The sequence below is a fragment of the Coleofasciculus sp. C1-SOL-03 genome (assembly GCF_040220555.1).
Taxonomy (GTDB): Bacteria; Cyanobacteriota; Cyanobacteriia; order Cyanobacteriales; family Coleofasciculaceae; genus Coleofasciculus.
Genome location: NZ_JAVJUO010000171.1, coordinates 62,126 through 76,821, shown reverse-complemented (window position 1 = coordinate 76,821; position 14,696 = coordinate 62,126). Strand labels below are relative to the sequence as shown.

Genomic DNA, 14,696 nt, shown 5'->3' with positions numbered 1-14,696 from the left:
ATAATGAATTTAATCGTAATATTGAGCAGGACATTCTATGACAGCAAAACGGCTAGAAATCGAGGGAACTTGGGAAGAGATTGTCAGCCATTCCGATGCTTTAGCTGGATGTCAAGTGCGGGTTACTGTTCTTTCTGACCCAACTCAGTCCTCATCTCCAACAAGCCCTCTCCGCTTTCGTTCCGGTTCTGGTCGCTCTTTCCTCAGACACGCCGGAACTTGGTCTGGTGATGACCTAGAGGATTGTCTAAAGATGGTTTATGAGACTCGTCGCCCTCTGGAGTTTTAATGGTGTATCTGCTAGATACAAACGCTTGTAGTCGGGTTATTCAGGGAGATTCAACGGTCATCAACCGCATTGTTGAAGTCGGGGAAGCACAGGTCGCGACTTGCGTGATTGTACAAGCAAAACTGCTTTATATGGCGTATAATTCTGGGCAAAAAGCTAGAAACTTGGCTCAGATTAAGGTGTTTCTAGAAGATATTAATGTCTATTTTATTGATGAAGAAACTGCTGATATTTATGCTCAATTTAAGGCGGAAATATTAGAGCGTTTGGGTCCCCAAGAAAAAAACAAACGCAGAAAAACCCGGATTGAAAATTTAGGGATTGGGGAAAATGACTTGTGGATTGCTGCGATCGCCTTACGAAACCAACTGACTATTGTTTCTAGGGACAGTGATTTTCAAAGGATGCAAGCGGTGAAGCCGTTCGCTTTAGAATCCTGGTGATCGTTTTTATTCCACATCCCAGAAACCCGGTTATCGAGGAGGTATTGCATTAGAAAATTTCCGGTTCGCGAGGGGGAAGCCGTTCATCCCGATAGGACTCGAAAGCGGGGAAATCAGGGACTCCTTGATATGACAAAATCGCCTCTGGCCATTGGGACACTGAAATGGGTGGCGTTTGCATGGTGCGGCGTAACACTTGCACAATTAAAGTAGGCAGGGGAATATTAGATTGTGTGGCTTGATGGATGAGGTCTTGTTCGAGGTCTGGCGGTAGGTCGATGGTAATTTGCATCGGTGATTTTCCTCAATTTATCTTATCCCGCTTCGAGATTTTATCACCCTCCATGATAAACTCAACGAGAATTAAATGTCTGCGGTGAGGATGAGCTTGCCAAACAAGGACTGTAGCTTTTAATCGCCTCAAAACTCTCTTGAAATCCGGGTAAAAATGGTTAAAGCTATTGCTGTCCAATGAATGAGTTCCGAAATCACGTTGGTGTCGAGAATGATTTTCATGGTTCGCCAAACAGGGTTTCGTCAACTCGGATGGGTTCCCGTGGCTCGATGGGAATTTCATTGGATTCGATCTGGCTGAAGTGTCGATCAAAGACTGCGATGAGCCACTGACCTTCGTTTTCAAAGTTTTCGGGTTGGAGTTCTGGGGCTGGTGTGTGGGGGGTTGGGTGCAGTTCGCGATCGAGAAGCTCGAACAGTTTTTGCTTGTCGGTAGGGTTGAGTTGATAAATGGCTGGCAAGAGTTCATTGAGTGTCATGTCTGGCTCCTGTTGTGCTGTATCTACTATTTTGCCTTGTAGAAAAGTCAGGAGTGCGATCGCCAAGCATTGGGTTGAATTGTTTCTCAAACGTTATGACAGCAAGTCAGTGACATTCGTGTTAAGTAGAGGCTATAGATTTATGGTTAAATCGGGCGCACGTCGGTGCGCCCCTACAATTATAATCATGAACCATATCGAAGGAAATCTTCAAAAGCTTCAATTTTAATTTGAGAAACGAATTTATTGGCGGCACTTCTAACTAAGCTAGACTGCTGGTCGTATAGTTCCTTGTTTGATATAAGCTGAAAAAGAGCGTTATACCAATGCAAAATTTTTTGCTCTGGAACAAACGGAATAATTGTTTTATTTTTGTTCAAACTATGAGCGACTCGTTCAATCGGCTTCACGGGCAACATAAAACCAGTTCCTAGATTAATCTCTTCAATTCCTCCTACATTACTGGAAATCACAGGAATTCCTCGAAGCATTGCTTCAATAATAATCAGTGGAATATTTTCTAGCCAGAGTGATGGGACTAATAAAATACGAGTTTGAGATAAAATTAGATTAACATCAGAAGATGGTTGTAGCAGGTAAATATTTGAAATACTTTCAAGCCATACTCGATCTTGATAAGTCGTTCCCCATGTCGGAACTGCGGCAAATTCCAGATCGGGAAATTGATCGGCTAGTTTTATAAATATTGAAATACCTTTTAAATGGCAGGGGTTAACTAAAGTAATAAAACCGTATTCAAAATTTCCGAAGTTGGGAAATGGTGGTTGACCATACGCAGGTAAATAAATAGTAATTGGTTGAATATTTATCCAATGATGGACGTAATCGGCAAGGAATTTACTGTTAACAACAAATGCGTCTACTTGCTTCAAGATAGATGTTTTTTGACGATCAGGATAGAAGGAGTAGAAACCAAATGGCAATAATGATGGTGTTTGTGCTATGCAAACTACAGGACATTTACGAACACTTAGAGATGTTTTAAGCAAGACCTGTGTAATATCCTCAGCGGCAACTATTATGTAGTCAGGCTGAAATTGATTGATCTGATTTTTTAAATACCAACTAATTCTTTTTTCATCTGATACAGCATGAACTTCAACACCATTTAGGTGAAATATATACGCTCCTTGATTGAGAGTACAACGGATACCATATCTTTCTTGTTCCTCAAAAAATTGCTTTTCTGTTACTCCGCCAGGAGGCTCGCCGAAAGCAGGTACAATAACCACGACTGAGTGCTTTCGTAACGCCAAAGCCTCAGCCAAATAACGGATAGTTTTATTGGCTCCACCTAATGGAGGCAGATAAGGCATATGCATTGTAAATAAAAGCTTCATACAATGTCCTTATTTAAGTTAAATCCTAGTTAATCAATCTGCCAACAATTTCGATAATTGATTGACCACCATTTGTACCTATATTTTTTAAATATTGCTGTTTATTGTTTTCATAAATATCGGCTTCCATCAATCTACGTTTTATCAATGTATAAAAATTATGTTGATAATTACTTAAGGACTGATAACAAGAATAAAATTCATTCAAATTATTAATTACAGCATTGACTTCTTTAGATTCATCTAAATGTCTTTTATATGTACAAGTTTTTCCATAATAATTATAGTGACATACAGGACTTTCAATCCCTGCATCTATCAAAGCCATAAGTTGTAAATACTGGGTAGAATTATGAGGTAGGAGTAGCACAGAATGTTTACCCAAATAAACAGTTTCATAAAAAGTTTCTATTCCTGGCGTTGTGATTACTAAGTCACTCCTACCGATACAAGACAAAAAAGCATTATGATCTAGGGTTCATAATCCAAAAAAGAAAGTAGTCTGTCATAAAACCCTTCAATATTTAAGAGTCCACAGGCTTTTCTATGAAATCCAAGTTGAGTCCAGGTTGCCACTTCACAAAATTCCTCTAATGTTCCTAATCCTCCTGGTAAAGCAATAAAGGCATCAGACAGATCAGCCATTAGCGATTTGCGCTCGTGCATTGATCCCACAACCCGCAGATCGCTTAATCCAGTATGTGCAGCCTCCTTATCTACCAATGCTTGTGGAATTACTCCAATTACTTTTCCACCAGCAGCAAGTGCAAAATTAGCTATAGCACCCATTAACCCTGTGTTGCCTCCACCATAAACAAGGGCTATTTCGCGTTTTGTCATCTCAGCACATAAATTTTGTGCAGCCTCAAGGTAACTATCACGAACACCAAAGTTGGAGCCACAGTAAACACAAATACTCTTCATCAGTTAAAGCGAGCGCTTCTGGTTAGACTACAAATTTTATTGGCTTGGCTACAAGCTGCCTTAATTTATAGTCATGTTTTCCAGGATAAACATTCTCAATAATTTGCACAGTAATAAAAGGTGTAATTTAGTACAGATTTTGACCTATATTTTTTAGCCGCAAATTGCCAAAAAAGTATAGTTTAGTCTTAAAAAGTTGCAAAAGTGTGCAAAAGGTAGTAAAATTACCAGAAACCAATATGCGGATCGCCGATGGATGTCCACGAAGTCCTGGAATGGGTCGATGAATTGGTGTTGACCAAAACGGGATCGCACTTAAATAGCTTGCAACAGGCAGTATTATCAGGGGTCTGGAATAGTCAAAAATACAGAGAAATCGCGGATGACTATCACTGTACTGAAGCTAACGTCAAAAGAGTAGCAGGCAGTTTATGGCAACTGATATCAGAAGAATTGGACGAAAAAGTTAATAAATCAAACTTCCGCGCTACAATGGAACGCTATTATATTTATAATTCTAATGTTGGTGATTTTGCACAGAGTAAATTTTGGGGAAGTAACATCAATCTCTGTAGAGAAAATTGGCATTCTGACGAAACTATACAAAACCGATCGCGCCCCTCAAACGCCACCAGTACCAAACCCGAAAAACGCCACGATTTAACCGAAGCACCGGAATGCGATCGCGTCTACAACCGCACCGCAGAACTAACCACCCTCAAACAGTGGATACTCCACGAAAAAATCCGCATCGTCACTATCTTTGGATTACCAGGTATCGGCAAAACCACCATTGCCAGAGAACTCGTCGAACAAATTAAAGATAATTTCGATTATATCCTCTGGCGCAACTGTACCGACACCCTGACGCTGAAATCTCTAAAAACCAACTTAACTCAGTTCTTTTCTCAAGACAGAGAAACCCAACTCCCCTCCCTAATCGACTATCTGCGATCGCATCCCTGTCTAATCATCCTCGACGACTTCCAAGAACTATTTACCCCTGGAGAATTAGCAGGTACATATCTGCCAGACTGTGAAAATTACAGCAAATTCTGGCAACAAATTGCGCGAACACCTCACCACAGTTGCTTCCTCCTCATGAGTTGGGAAAAACCTACAGAAATGGCTATCTTAGAAGGAGAAAATCGCCACTGTCGCACGTTACAACTTGATGGTTTGGCAAAGTCGGCGGTGGAAATCTTGACGAACAAAGGCTTAACCGATGAGGATAAATGGTTGGAACTGATCGAACGTTACAGTGGCAACCCCTCCTGGTTAACTATAATCGCCTCTACCATTCAAGATTTATTTAACGGTAGCGTTAATCGCTTCTTATCCTATCCCAGTCTATTTCTGGGAGACTTAGAACCCAGATTGCAGGCACAATATCAACGGTTATCTGAATCTGAAAAAATGGTAATGCTGTGGTTAGCGAACCAAAACGCGGTAGACATTTCCGATAAACCTGCCGAGTTAGCGTTGTCTGATTCCGATTTTTTGAAGGCGGTACAGTCTTTGAGGAAAAGGGGTTTAATTGAAAAAATAACCGATAACGGATCATCGCTGTTCGCCGTTCAAGCTTTAGTTAAAGCCTATGTGAAAGAGAGATAGAATGCGCTAACGGAGGCGAGACAGCTTTCTCAACTTTCAGTTATCAAGATGGTCAGGGCACGTTCTATGGCTTCCTCTTCTGTGGTACAAATTCCACTGGCTAGGATGCGATCGAGCAAATTACGGATATCTGGACGGGATAAAATCTGATAGGCTTTGCGTTCAGCATGGCGTTGTTCTAAAGCGGTTGTTAGCGTCATCACATCTTGATGAATATCGTCAGCCGATAGTAATTCAGTATTGGGTTCGGGAACTTGTTTAGTCATGGTTTACCTTCCGTAAGTTTCTGCAAGGGTTTCAATTAATCGATCGCTGTAATAAGTGCCTTGTTGCTGGCAGGTTTTGAGGTGTTGCCTAATGTCATCTTTGGTGAAGATTCCGTCGTATGTACTCAGACAAGGAATTGTAGCATCCTAAACGAAATTAAGTTAAGACGGAACAAATTATAGAATAAAAGGATATGAGTAAAAAAACTACTCCTCATTTAGAGGCAAAATAGAGATAAACGCTGAATTGCCAACTATCCCCATGAGTTACTGTCTCAATCCTAACTGTCCCACTCCCCAAAATCCCGCCGGAACCAAATTTTGCCTCACCTGCGGGTCAAAAGTACGCCTCAAGGAACGGTATCGCACGGTTCAACCCTTGGGACAAGGCGGTTTTGGGCGAACGTTTTTAGCGGTGGATGAGGATAAACCCTCTCATCCCCCCTGTGTGATTAAACAGTTTTTCCCCCAAGCCCAGGGAACCAGTACGGTACAAAAAGCGGCGCAGTTATTTACTCAAGAAGCAGTACGGTTAGATGAGTTGGGCAAACATCCCCAGATTCCAGAACTGTTGGCGTATTTTTGCCAAGATAATCATCAATATTTGGTGCAAGAGTTTATTGAGGGCGAAGATTTAGCCCAGGAGTTGGCAAGAAAAGGTGCGTTTACAGAAGCCCAAATTCGCGATGTGTTGAATAATTTGTTGCCTGTTTTACAATTTGTTCATCAGCATCATGTGATTCACCGCGATATTAAACCGGAAAATATTATTCGTCGAAATCGCGATAAGCAACTATTTCTGGTCGATTTTGGCGCATCAAAAGTGGCGACAGGTACAGCGTTAGCCAGAACCGGGACAGTGATTGGTTCGGTGGGGTATGTCGCACCCGAACAAAGTATCGGGAAAGCCGTGTTTGCGAGTGATATCTATAGTCTCGGCGTGATGTGTATCCATCTGCTAACGGGAATCCATCCCTTCGACTTATTTGATGTTAATCAGGGGGTTTGGGTATGGCGACAAAGGTTGAAAAATCCAGTGAGCGATCGCGTGGCTAAAATTTTAGATAAGATGTTAGTTAATGCGACGAATCAGCGCTATCAATCTGTAGCGGAGATACTCCAGGATTTACAGTCTCAAACCCCTGTGGCTAAGGTTAAATCGGCAAAACCTGCACCTCCTCCGGCTTCAGCGCCAATTAAGTCACAGCCGAATCCGCCTCAATATGGGAAAGGGTTAGATAAAGAATTAGCGGATTTGAAGTCTGAGTTTTTGCAGCCGCCGACATCTAAAAGTACGCCGCAAAAATCGACACCGCCGACTAAAGGTTCTGCCAATACTCAAAAAACCCAAAGTCAAATGGACAGAGAATTAGAGGAAATTAAGTCTCAGTTTTTGGAAGAATAGGTTGTCGTGGTGTGGTATAGCTTACGCCCGGAAACCGTAGGGGCGCACCGACGTGCGCCCGATTCAATGGTCAAATCTATTCCCCTATTATTGCTGTGTTACCCACCATCGTGGGTTGATGAAAGAGATTTAACAGAATCAAGGGCTAAAGCCCTTACTACAAACAGGAATTAAGGCGGGTTTTTTTGTTCATTTAATTTAGTGGTGAGGAGGGCGGGTTTTGTTGTTCCGTTATCGGTAAATAGCGGAATTTAGTCCCTAAACCCGCCCCTACAGTGGTTAAACCTGCCCTACAATTTAGGCGTTGACTTTATCCAACAGATTAGACGCGATAAACTCCCATTCTTGATTCAATTCACCGTTAAATTGTGACTGTCCACTGCGTCTGTACCAATAACGGGCGTTGCTTAAGTCGCCTTCTTCGCGGTGAAGATAAGCATGAACCCATGCACTATCACTATCGCTGGCATTCTGCACGATGTCATGCGCCCTGTGCCAATCCCCTCTTTTGTCATACCACAACGCTTGCAGCGCTTTGGGTAATTCAGAAGGACATTTTTCCTGTTTCGCCGTTAATTGGGTAAATTCATTCAATATCATAGTTCTCATAAAATCCCACATTTATGCTCATCAGCTTGATCTATTATAAAATCTGTTGCCGTATAATACAAATTACGGCTTGATTGACTTTCTAATCAGCAGCAGGAATAACAAAGCGAGCAAACCAATAGCGATACCAAAAATAATACTCCATAAAATTGACCAGATAAATGGATGTATGGGTAAGGAAAAATCAGGACGCCATTGGATGGGAATATCTTGGGTGAGGGGATAGCTGGAACCAAAGATGCCTTTGGTACTCTTCCAGGGAATCGTCAGCATTACCCAAACCAATCAGGGAATTCCCTTCCCCATGGCGATCGCCGATTTTCTGGAAAATCGCCAGAGACTGCTGATAGTAATCGATTGCCTTTTGGTACTCTCCCAGGTATGTGTAAGCATTGCCTAAATTACCTAGTGAATAACCTTCCCCTTTGCGATCGCCGATTTCCTGTGTAATCTCCACACACAGTATAAAATAATTTATGGCTTTTTGGTATTCTCCAAGCCGATTGTAAGCATTACCCAAACTACCTAGTGAATAACCTTCCCCTTTGCGATCGCGGATTTCCCGATAGCGAGTTAATGCCTGTTGCCAAGACTGTAAAGCCGCTCGAAATTGGCTATTGTTATACTGATGCGTTCCTTGATCAAAGAGTCTATCTGCTTCTGCTTTTGCTATTCGGCGATACTCCTTCTGCCATTTTTTAGCCATATTTCTCAACCTATCACGCTTTGTTGAGTTTGCTGTCTCCGGTTATCTCCCTTTTTTAGCATAGTTTGCACCCAACCTGCTGCTGATTGGTTTGTTTTGGATGCAGACAGGCAAAACTAAGTTAGTAATTTAGTCGAAGTAGAAGTGACAGCCAACCAAGTAACTTAGATGGTGTCCTCTAGCCAAGACTTGATCCGGGTTTCGAGTGCCGCAACATCTTCGGGACATAGTTGGCGAATGCGACTATATTGTTGTGCGGCTGATAGGGCAAGTATTTTTCGTCCTTCACCCGGAGAATCGAGAAGATTTTGCTGTTGAGCAAAGGGGAGAAAGTCGGTTTCTTTAGGATTTATTTCCTGACGGATTGCTTGCCAATTCCACTCTTTAGGTAAGGAATGACCAGCCAACACCCAAACTTCTATTTCTTGCCAAGCATTTTCGGCTAAAAATAAACGATTACTCGTTAAAAGGCTACAGGCGAGGTTCTCTAACTTATCGAGAGACTGTTTTCGATTTACATTTCCATCCCGATCAACACAGAGTAGAAACAGATCGACCATTCCTTTATACCGATTAATTATTTCGGCTATTCTTTCCCATTTCAACGCTTCACTGATACCTCCAAGCAGAGGATCTTGGCAAATTCGGACTTTAGCCTTCGATTTCCCAGCCGCCTTGAGCATTGCCTCAATAATCGGCTTGAGCATATATTGATCTTTGCGGAAATCTTCAGGAATAACCAGTATATTCATACTACTGTTTCCTCCTCTTCGAGGAAGTAAACCGCATCTTCTAACCATCCTGATTCATGCAGGCGGGCTAAGTCTTGTTCTTCAATTAAACGCTGGGCATCAGGAATATCTAGGAGCCGTTTAATTTTGGCATCCAATCGATCGGGAAGGCGATAGGTTAAACAGGCAGATTCTAAGGATTGTTGACTGAGAAGTCTGAGCAATTGAGGCGAGTGAGTTGTGGCGACAACTTGAATGTTTTTTTGGTTGACTTGATGCTCAATGAATTGAATCAGTAGATTTAAGCGAGTTGGATGAATTCCATTGTCTAGTTCCTCGAAAAAATAAAGCTGATTGGGTTTACTGACTAATAATGCCGCAATGATAGCTAAAAAACGCAGGATGCCATCGGAGGCGCTAATCGCTGATATTTTCTGTCCTGTTCCTTCAATCAAAGTCAGTAATATTTTCCCGGTAAAGTCGGTAGGAAAGTCAAAATCTACGACATCCATTGGCGTGAGTTCCTGTAACCATTGAATCAGTGCTTGTTTACCTTGGGGTTCAACACAAATACTCTGAACTACACTGGACAGGTTCTCGCCGCGATCGCCTAACGTCGTTTGACCGGGTAAAGAGGGTATCCGCATGGCATCAGGGTTTAGGTCTAAAAATCGCATTGAATGAAACGTCTCTAGCGTAGCTTTAGCCTTGCCTCGAATTGAAGTCGCTGGAACCAATGCTTCTCCCTGAATCGGAAGATTTGTCGCTAGTTCCGCTAGCTGTGATACAACAGGTTGAGAAGGAATAAAAGGAATAGGGCGGTTGAGTACTGGATGATCCAAAACTGTAACAATTAAGCTTTGATGTCCTGAATCAATAGTTGTTCTGGCTTCAAAAAGGTTAGTTAATTTTTCATTAACGATATACGGAGTTTTATCCGGAGAGTCTAAATTTAGTTCAATTCGATAACTTGATTCTAGCTCCGATGTCCCCTGTTGAATCAAACAAGAAGCATCTAAAGTAAAAGAGTTCTCAGCCTGAAAAGTGACTTCTCGCGTACCGCCCCTAATCCCCCGCCACTGGAGAATTCCACTTTCACTATATTTTTCTCCCAATATTTCAGCTAGGTTATATCCTCTGGAAATACCATGAAGAAAACGAAAAGCCTCTCGGAGATTACTTTTGCCAGAGGCATTGGTGCCAATCAGGAGAGTAAATTTGCCGAGATGGATCTCAGCATCTTTAAAGTTTTTAAAGTTTTTTAATCGGAGTTGGGTCAGCATTGCTGTTTTTAAGCTGTGAGTTATCCAATAAGTATAGTAATCAATAGTAAGTCACATTGTCGGGTGAGTAGAGTGAAGTGTAAGGCACTATTTTTTAAGGTTTTGATGGGTTTCCGGGCTTCAGTTTATGGTAAAGTCAGCGCAACGATGAACCGGCGCTAAAGCGCAACTACAAGCGCAACTACAAGCGCAACTATGAATGAACACAAAAAAGACCCACTGGAGGTCGTGGGTCGTCTAGTCTAGTGCAACGCTTTTATACTACCGACTGTACAATGGGGGAGTATGGGTTTGGCTCACAGTGTTCTAGTGATTTTAAAGTGACGGGAGTGCGATCGCGATATCACAGAACTTGTTTGCTCACTCCCTTGACTGCTGTACTGGTGTTGCGTTGACTGGGATGGGGATGCACCGACTAAGGAGAGCGATCGCCGTAAACCTGTTCAAAGTGAGCATCAATCGGTTCGCAAAAGTTAGTCACGCCTTGGCTGAGAGCAGACATCAGGACGGGTGTTGCTAGAATCGCCGGAAGTAGCGGTGTCCCTGCTAAGTATTCAATCACCTGAGAATAAGAGCCATTGAGCAAGTCTTGGCGAAACTCCGGCTTACAAATAACTGCACGGCATTTTTTGGCTAAATCGTCTAACCATCGAGCATTATCGCTTTGGGGTTGTTGTCCGGCTCGAATCGCGAGTGCGATCGCGGCGTCTTCTAAATCCCCCTCGCAATCCTCAATCGCATCCAGCGCTTGCATCGCTTCGGGGTTATGGGAAAGCTGAGAACGGAATCGGGCAATTTCTTGAGAGGTCACAATAGTCATAGTTTCTTTTGGGCAACTGACCCAGCCTGGAATAGCTATAATCAGATCTTGCACCATTCTCAGTAAGCCCGAAAACCTGTCCGGAGTTCCTCAAGGCAATTGCTCTATTACACGCCCAGCAACAGATCACCAATATCTGAACCATTAAGCTGGCGGGCGATTGCCAGTCGAGCTTCTAGTTTGGCAACACTGAACTGATTCCGCAAGTATTCTAAGTTAGCCACAGCGTTCGCCTTTTGATTGGTTAACCGCATTACGGTGTTAAGGGCGTGCTGATATTCCAAATTCACCTCTAGTAGCTCAAATCGACGCGCTTTGCGTTGTGATTCATTTTTTAACTCAGAATCAAAGGCAATTTGCTTGTCGATACTGGCTTCTAGGCGATGAATATTAAGTTGCACCGCCTGAATTTGCGAGTCCAAATCATTAACAGTTTGAGCGGCTTGTGCGATCGCGGCGGGGTACTGACTCATGTTCATCGTCAATCTTCCTGTATGAGAGTATCAATCTGGACAATCCTTTATCCGGTTATCCAAGCTAGTACAAGAAGGCAGAAGTCCGAAGGCAGAGGGCAGAAGGCTATAAGCCTTATGGTAGCTGCTTTTAAGGAGCTTGTTAACTGATTAGTTATTTCTGCCGCGCTGCACTAGACAGTTAACCGACTACGCCACCCATTCCGAAGGTTGGGAGTTGAGTGTCTTGGTGGCTCCATCCTTGGAATTCCTTTGAGGCTGAGGATTTGGGGCTTTCTCTAAAAGGTTGACTTCAATATTCACCTCGACTAAATACGATCCCGCTTCATCCCCCACGGCTTGGGCGATTAAACTGGCAAAATCCGGGCGTTCTGCGGTGATCGGGTGGCGTAGGATGCGTTGTTCCCACTCGTACTCGGCGTTGGGGTTGATGCTGAGGATGTAATGCTTAATCATGGCGACAATCTTGAATGGTTTAGGGGGTCAGGCGTTCACGGCGTAAAATCTTGGATAGTTCCATTATAGTACACTTGTACTGTAATGGCGAGGGCTTTTGGGGATTGGAGGTGTAGGGGCGGGTTTCACTGATAACGTTTTGGACAAGCCAATAACGTTATTAAACCCGCCCTTATAGGGGTGCAAGGAAGAGATTCAACCTAGCTAATACCCTTGGTGCGTTACGCTTCGCTAACGCACCCTACTCCCGTGACCCAGCTAAAATTGTGCAATAGATTTTACGGTTAGAATGGGCGCACGCCGTGCGCCCCTACAATTCTAATTCACCATTTTAGGTGGGTCAGCCCACTACAATAGTGGAATAGATTTTACAGTAAATAAAAGACGTAGCCATGCTACGTCTTCCTAAGCATGAATGATTTATTTTGACAGTGAACTGTTTCACTAAATCGATGCTCTATTCCATTTCAGCATACTCTGCCTGAACGTCGTGGAGACTATTACCATTAGAATGACCATTCGGCAAGGATTGCATCGGTAAAGTGTTATTAAACCAGAGCGCTTGCTGAGGCAATGAAAGCAGGATTCCCGCTTCATCAAACGCCACTTTTAGACGACGGCGGAATTCTCGCGCTACTTCCCATTGTTTTAAAGGCTGGGTTTTAATCCACACCCGAATAATAAAACCGCGATCGCCAAAATTATCAACCCCTAAAATATCGGGTTCATCTAGGATACGCTCCCGCCACATTTGGGTCATAATCATCTCATGTGCCACCTGTCTGACCAAATCCAATGCTTGATCAACATCGGCTTGATAGGTAACGGGAATATTTAAATCGGCGCGTGACCAATTACTCGAAAGATTTGCCACAATTCTAATTTCACTGTTGGGAACCGTAATTAATCGTCCCTCAGCATCTCGCAATTGAGTAATCCGGAGGTTGATTTTTTCTACAAATCCGCCGACGTCTCCCACGGTAATTACGTCACCAACGGCATACTGATCTTCTAAGAGAATGAAGAAACCATTAATGGCATCTTTGATTAAGTTTTGCGATGCCAAAGATAAACCTAAACCAATGATCCCAAACGCGGCTAAAAGGGGACCAATATCAATCCCAATTGCCACCAGCGCCACTAAAAATCCAATTGCACTCCAACTTACGGTGATAATATTTTTGGTCACCCCAGAAACCGTTGACACGCGCAACTGCGCTCGCTGGGCGCTTTCTGGTGTCAATAAATGATTTCTGGCAATGGCAGATGAGAAGCGATCAGTTAAGGCATAAGATAAACGGATGATTAGGTAGGTTCCCAAGCTAATAATTCCCACGCGCACGGGAATCCGGAAGCTGGAAATAATTAAAACCGGTAGGAATCGGGTGTAAGGAAATAAATTAAAAATGAAAAAACTTCCCCCCACCCAAATAACGCCTTGAGTCACTTGTAACAGGCGATGTAAAACTTCTTTGACATTTCGCTGTTGATTTTGGGTCAGTTGAGTGGATATTGGCTCGGCGTTCGATTCAGAAGGCTCTAACAGTTGTTTGGAGCGTTTTAAGCGGCGTTCCCAACGAGAAATGAGCAAGCTGGCAACAATCATAGCGACGCCAGTACCAACGGCAATTTTAATTCGATTCCTCAAAACGTCGGGTTGCCGTTCCTGTTTTGCCTGAGGAAGTTGTTGTTCGATCTGTTCGATAATTTGGTTAGTTCTTTGTTCAATCATCAATTGACTGGGACTCTCTTGGGTAAACCCCTCTTGAAGCTTGGCGTCTTCATAAGTAACGCTCATCAAGCGTACTTCTTTGAACAGCTCACCTGCCTCATCTAGGAGAGAGATGTAAATCTCGGGTGATTGGCTTTCTTCGTCTAGTTCTTGGCGAATCTTTAATTCAGCGTTCTCGTTTTTGAAGTAAGTACGGCTGATATCCTGTAATCGTTGTTCAATTTCTTGAATGCGTTGGGGTAAAGGGGGTAAAGGAGTTTCTGCTTCCTCGGTTTCTGGTGCTTCCTCGGTTTCTGGTGCTTCCTCTACTTCCCCAGCAGTTTTGGGGGTTAACTTCGTCCCCGCAATCTCGAATAAACAGCGACCATCAAGTCGGACACAACCGGAAACGACGGCATCTTCGGGTTGCTGCTTGAGAGGATTCGGAGTCGGTAGGTTGACATCGGGTAAACCGGGTATCTGAGCCTGAACTGGAGAGATCACCCAGCCAGCTAACGCAATTGATCCGGCAATTGTCCAAGCTGAAATTCGCATTTTCCTCATCCTGATTGTTTGCTTGTTATTTTTCTTAACAATTAAGTATATAGACTAAAAAAAAATTTAACAGTAGCCAATTCGGGACAAAAGCTGGCAAAACGGGCAATATGACCTTGTTTAAGCCGGATACCCAGTCCTAATTAAAAAAAGTTATGGCATTCGAGCCAGTCAATAGCAACTATTAACAATCGCCACTTTCGAGTTATCATCCATCTTAGGAGGTAGTTGTCGGGGAGTCTCTCAGTCCTAACTGAATCTATCAAATACCCATTTA

General features: G+C 43.1%; 18 protein-coding genes. 4 read left to right on the top strand and 14 right to left on the bottom strand.

The annotated features are described in order from the left end of the window. Positions 1-37: 37 nt before the first annotated feature. Together RIE73_RS27090 and RIE73_RS27085 are read left to right on the top strand one after the other, a co-directional pair. Positions 38-289: a hypothetical protein gene (locus RIE73_RS27090; RefSeq protein WP_446404124.1), complete on the top strand. Its 252-nt coding sequence runs from the start codon at positions 38-40 to the stop codon at positions 287-289. Next, entirely contained in the window at positions 289-732 is a 444-nt protein-coding gene (locus RIE73_RS27085; protein ID WP_446404123.1) for a type II toxin-antitoxin system VapC family toxin, read from the top strand. The genes RIE73_RS27090 and RIE73_RS27085 overlap by 1 nt, the downstream gene beginning before the upstream one ends. 49 nt (positions 733-781) lie before the next feature. Here RIE73_RS27085 and RIE73_RS27080 read toward each other — a convergent pair whose 3' ends face one another. The 5 genes from RIE73_RS27080 to RIE73_RS27060 all read right to left on the bottom strand — a co-directional run bounded on the left by RIE73_RS27080 (position 782) and on the right by RIE73_RS27060 (position 3,790). Next, positions 782-1,024, bottom strand: coding sequence for a hypothetical protein (locus RIE73_RS27080; protein ID WP_446404122.1), 243 nt, complete (start codon positions 1,022-1,024; stop codon positions 782-784). 220 nt (positions 1,025-1,244) lie between these two features. Next, positions 1,245-1,595: a hypothetical protein gene (locus RIE73_RS27075; RefSeq protein WP_446404121.1), complete on the bottom strand. Its 351-nt coding sequence runs from the start codon at positions 1,593-1,595 to the stop codon at positions 1,245-1,247. Between the two features lie 95 nt (positions 1,596-1,690). Next, positions 1,691-2,866, bottom strand: coding sequence for a glycosyltransferase family 4 protein (locus RIE73_RS27070; protein ID WP_446404120.1), 1,176 nt, complete (start codon positions 2,864-2,866; stop codon positions 1,691-1,693). A gap of 25 nt (positions 2,867-2,891) precedes the next feature. Beyond that, on the bottom strand, positions 2,892-3,323 hold the full coding sequence (locus RIE73_RS27065; RefSeq protein WP_446404119.1) for a hypothetical protein: 432 nt from the start codon (positions 3,321-3,323) through the stop codon (positions 2,892-2,894). A 14-nt stretch (positions 3,324-3,337) separates the two neighbouring features. Next, a complete protein-coding gene (locus RIE73_RS27060) occupies positions 3,338-3,790 on the bottom strand; it encodes an LOG family protein (protein ID WP_446404118.1) in 453 nt (150 codons plus the stop codon). 252 nt (positions 3,791-4,042) lie between these two features. On the opposite strand from RIE73_RS27060, the gene RIE73_RS27055 reads away from it, so the two are divergent. Then, positions 4,043-5,404, top strand: coding sequence for an NB-ARC domain-containing protein (locus tag RIE73_RS27055; protein ID WP_446404117.1), 1,362 nt, complete (start codon positions 4,043-4,045; stop codon positions 5,402-5,404). 29 nt (positions 5,405-5,433) lie between these two features. On the opposite strand, the gene RIE73_RS27050 is transcribed toward RIE73_RS27055, so the two are convergent. Beyond that, positions 5,434-5,670 (bottom strand): hypothetical protein, encoded by a 237-nt coding sequence (locus RIE73_RS27050; RefSeq protein ID WP_446404116.1) that lies wholly within the window; start codon positions 5,668-5,670, stop codon positions 5,434-5,436. A 262-nt stretch (positions 5,671-5,932) separates the two neighbouring features. On the opposite strand from RIE73_RS27050, the gene RIE73_RS27045 reads away from it, so the two are divergent. Beyond that, complete coding sequence (locus tag RIE73_RS27045; protein ID WP_446404115.1) at positions 5,933-7,075, top strand: protein kinase domain-containing protein; 1,143 nt, start codon at positions 5,933-5,935, stop codon at positions 7,073-7,075. Between the two features lie 297 nt (positions 7,076-7,372). On the opposite strand, the gene RIE73_RS27040 is transcribed toward RIE73_RS27045, so the two are convergent. The 8 genes from RIE73_RS27040 to RIE73_RS27005 all read right to left on the bottom strand — a co-directional run bounded on the left by RIE73_RS27040 (position 7,373) and on the right by RIE73_RS27005 (position 14,419). Beyond that, positions 7,373-7,675 (bottom strand): hypothetical protein, encoded by a 303-nt coding sequence (locus tag RIE73_RS27040; RefSeq protein WP_446404213.1) that lies wholly within the window; start codon positions 7,673-7,675, stop codon positions 7,373-7,375. Positions 7,676-7,868: 193 nt separating this feature from the next. Further along, the gene (locus RIE73_RS27035; RefSeq protein ID WP_446404114.1) at positions 7,869-8,390 is read right to left on the bottom strand and encodes a tetratricopeptide repeat protein; all 522 of its coding nucleotides are present in this window, start codon (positions 8,388-8,390) and stop codon (positions 7,869-7,871) included. Between the two features lie 164 nt (positions 8,391-8,554). Then, positions 8,555-9,142, bottom strand: coding sequence for a hypothetical protein (locus tag RIE73_RS27030; RefSeq protein WP_446404113.1), 588 nt, complete (start codon positions 9,140-9,142; stop codon positions 8,555-8,557). Beyond that, on the bottom strand, positions 9,139-10,404 hold the full coding sequence (locus RIE73_RS27025; protein ID WP_446404112.1) for an AAA family ATPase: 1,266 nt from the start codon (positions 10,402-10,404) through the stop codon (positions 9,139-9,141). The genes RIE73_RS27030 and RIE73_RS27025 overlap by 4 nt, the downstream gene beginning before the upstream one ends. 415 nt (positions 10,405-10,819) lie before the next feature. After that, complete coding sequence (locus RIE73_RS27020) at positions 10,820-11,224, bottom strand: hypothetical protein (protein ID WP_446372947.1); 405 nt, start codon at positions 11,222-11,224, stop codon at positions 10,820-10,822. 107 nt (positions 11,225-11,331) lie between these two features. After that, the gene (locus RIE73_RS27015; RefSeq protein WP_446404111.1) at positions 11,332-11,703 is read right to left on the bottom strand and encodes a hypothetical protein; all 372 of its coding nucleotides are present in this window, start codon (positions 11,701-11,703) and stop codon (positions 11,332-11,334) included. Positions 11,704-11,886: 183 nt separating this feature from the next. Next, positions 11,887-12,153: a hypothetical protein gene (locus tag RIE73_RS27010; protein WP_446404110.1), complete on the bottom strand. Its 267-nt coding sequence runs from the start codon at positions 12,151-12,153 to the stop codon at positions 11,887-11,889. Positions 12,154-12,610: 457 nt separating this feature from the next. Next, positions 12,611-14,419 (bottom strand): mechanosensitive ion channel domain-containing protein, encoded by a 1,809-nt coding sequence (locus RIE73_RS27005; RefSeq protein WP_446404109.1) that lies wholly within the window; start codon positions 14,417-14,419, stop codon positions 12,611-12,613. Positions 14,420-14,696: the final 277 nt, after the last annotated feature.

Coding starts and splice junctions, on each gene's coding strand:
- RIE73_RS27090 (WP_446404124.1), top strand. CDS start 38: ATGACAGCAAAACGGCTAGAAATCGAGGGAACTTGGGAAGAGATTGTC.
- RIE73_RS27085 (WP_446404123.1), top strand. CDS start 289: ATGGTGTATCTGCTAGATACAAACGCTTGTAGTCGGGTTATTCAGGGA.
- RIE73_RS27080 (WP_446404122.1), bottom strand. CDS start 1,024: ATGCAAATTACCATCGACCTACCGCCAGACCTCGAACAAGACCTCATC.
- RIE73_RS27070 (WP_446404120.1), bottom strand. CDS start 2,866: ATGAAGCTTTTATTTACAATGCATATGCCTTATCTGCCTCCATTAGGT.
- RIE73_RS27060 (WP_446404118.1), bottom strand. CDS start 3,790: ATGAAGAGTATTTGTGTTTACTGTGGCTCCAACTTTGGTGTTCGTGAT.
- RIE73_RS27055 (WP_446404117.1), top strand. CDS start 4,043: ATGGATGTCCACGAAGTCCTGGAATGGGTCGATGAATTGGTGTTGACC.
- RIE73_RS27050 (WP_446404116.1), bottom strand. CDS start 5,670: ATGACTAAACAAGTTCCCGAACCCAATACTGAATTACTATCGGCTGAC.
- RIE73_RS27045 (WP_446404115.1), top strand. CDS start 5,933: ATGAGTTACTGTCTCAATCCTAACTGTCCCACTCCCCAAAATCCCGCC.
- RIE73_RS27040 (WP_446404213.1), bottom strand. CDS start 7,675: ATGATATTGAATGAATTTACCCAATTAACGGCGAAACAGGAAAAATGT.
- RIE73_RS27035 (WP_446404114.1), bottom strand. CDS start 8,390: ATGGCTAAAAAATGGCAGAAGGAGTATCGCCGAATAGCAAAAGCAGAA.
- RIE73_RS27030 (WP_446404113.1), bottom strand. CDS start 9,142: ATGAATATACTGGTTATTCCTGAAGATTTCCGCAAAGATCAATATATG.
- RIE73_RS27025 (WP_446404112.1), bottom strand. CDS start 10,404: ATGCTGACCCAACTCCGATTAAAAAACTTTAAAAACTTTAAAGATGCT.
- RIE73_RS27020 (WP_446372947.1), bottom strand. CDS start 11,224: ATGACTATTGTGACCTCTCAAGAAATTGCCCGATTCCGTTCTCAGCTT.
- RIE73_RS27015 (WP_446404111.1), bottom strand. CDS start 11,703: ATGAACATGAGTCAGTACCCCGCCGCGATCGCACAAGCCGCTCAAACT.
- RIE73_RS27010 (WP_446404110.1), bottom strand. CDS start 12,153: ATGATTAAGCATTACATCCTCAGCATCAACCCCAACGCCGAGTACGAG.
- RIE73_RS27005 (WP_446404109.1), bottom strand. CDS start 14,419: ATGCGAATTTCAGCTTGGACAATTGCCGGATCAATTGCGTTAGCTGGC.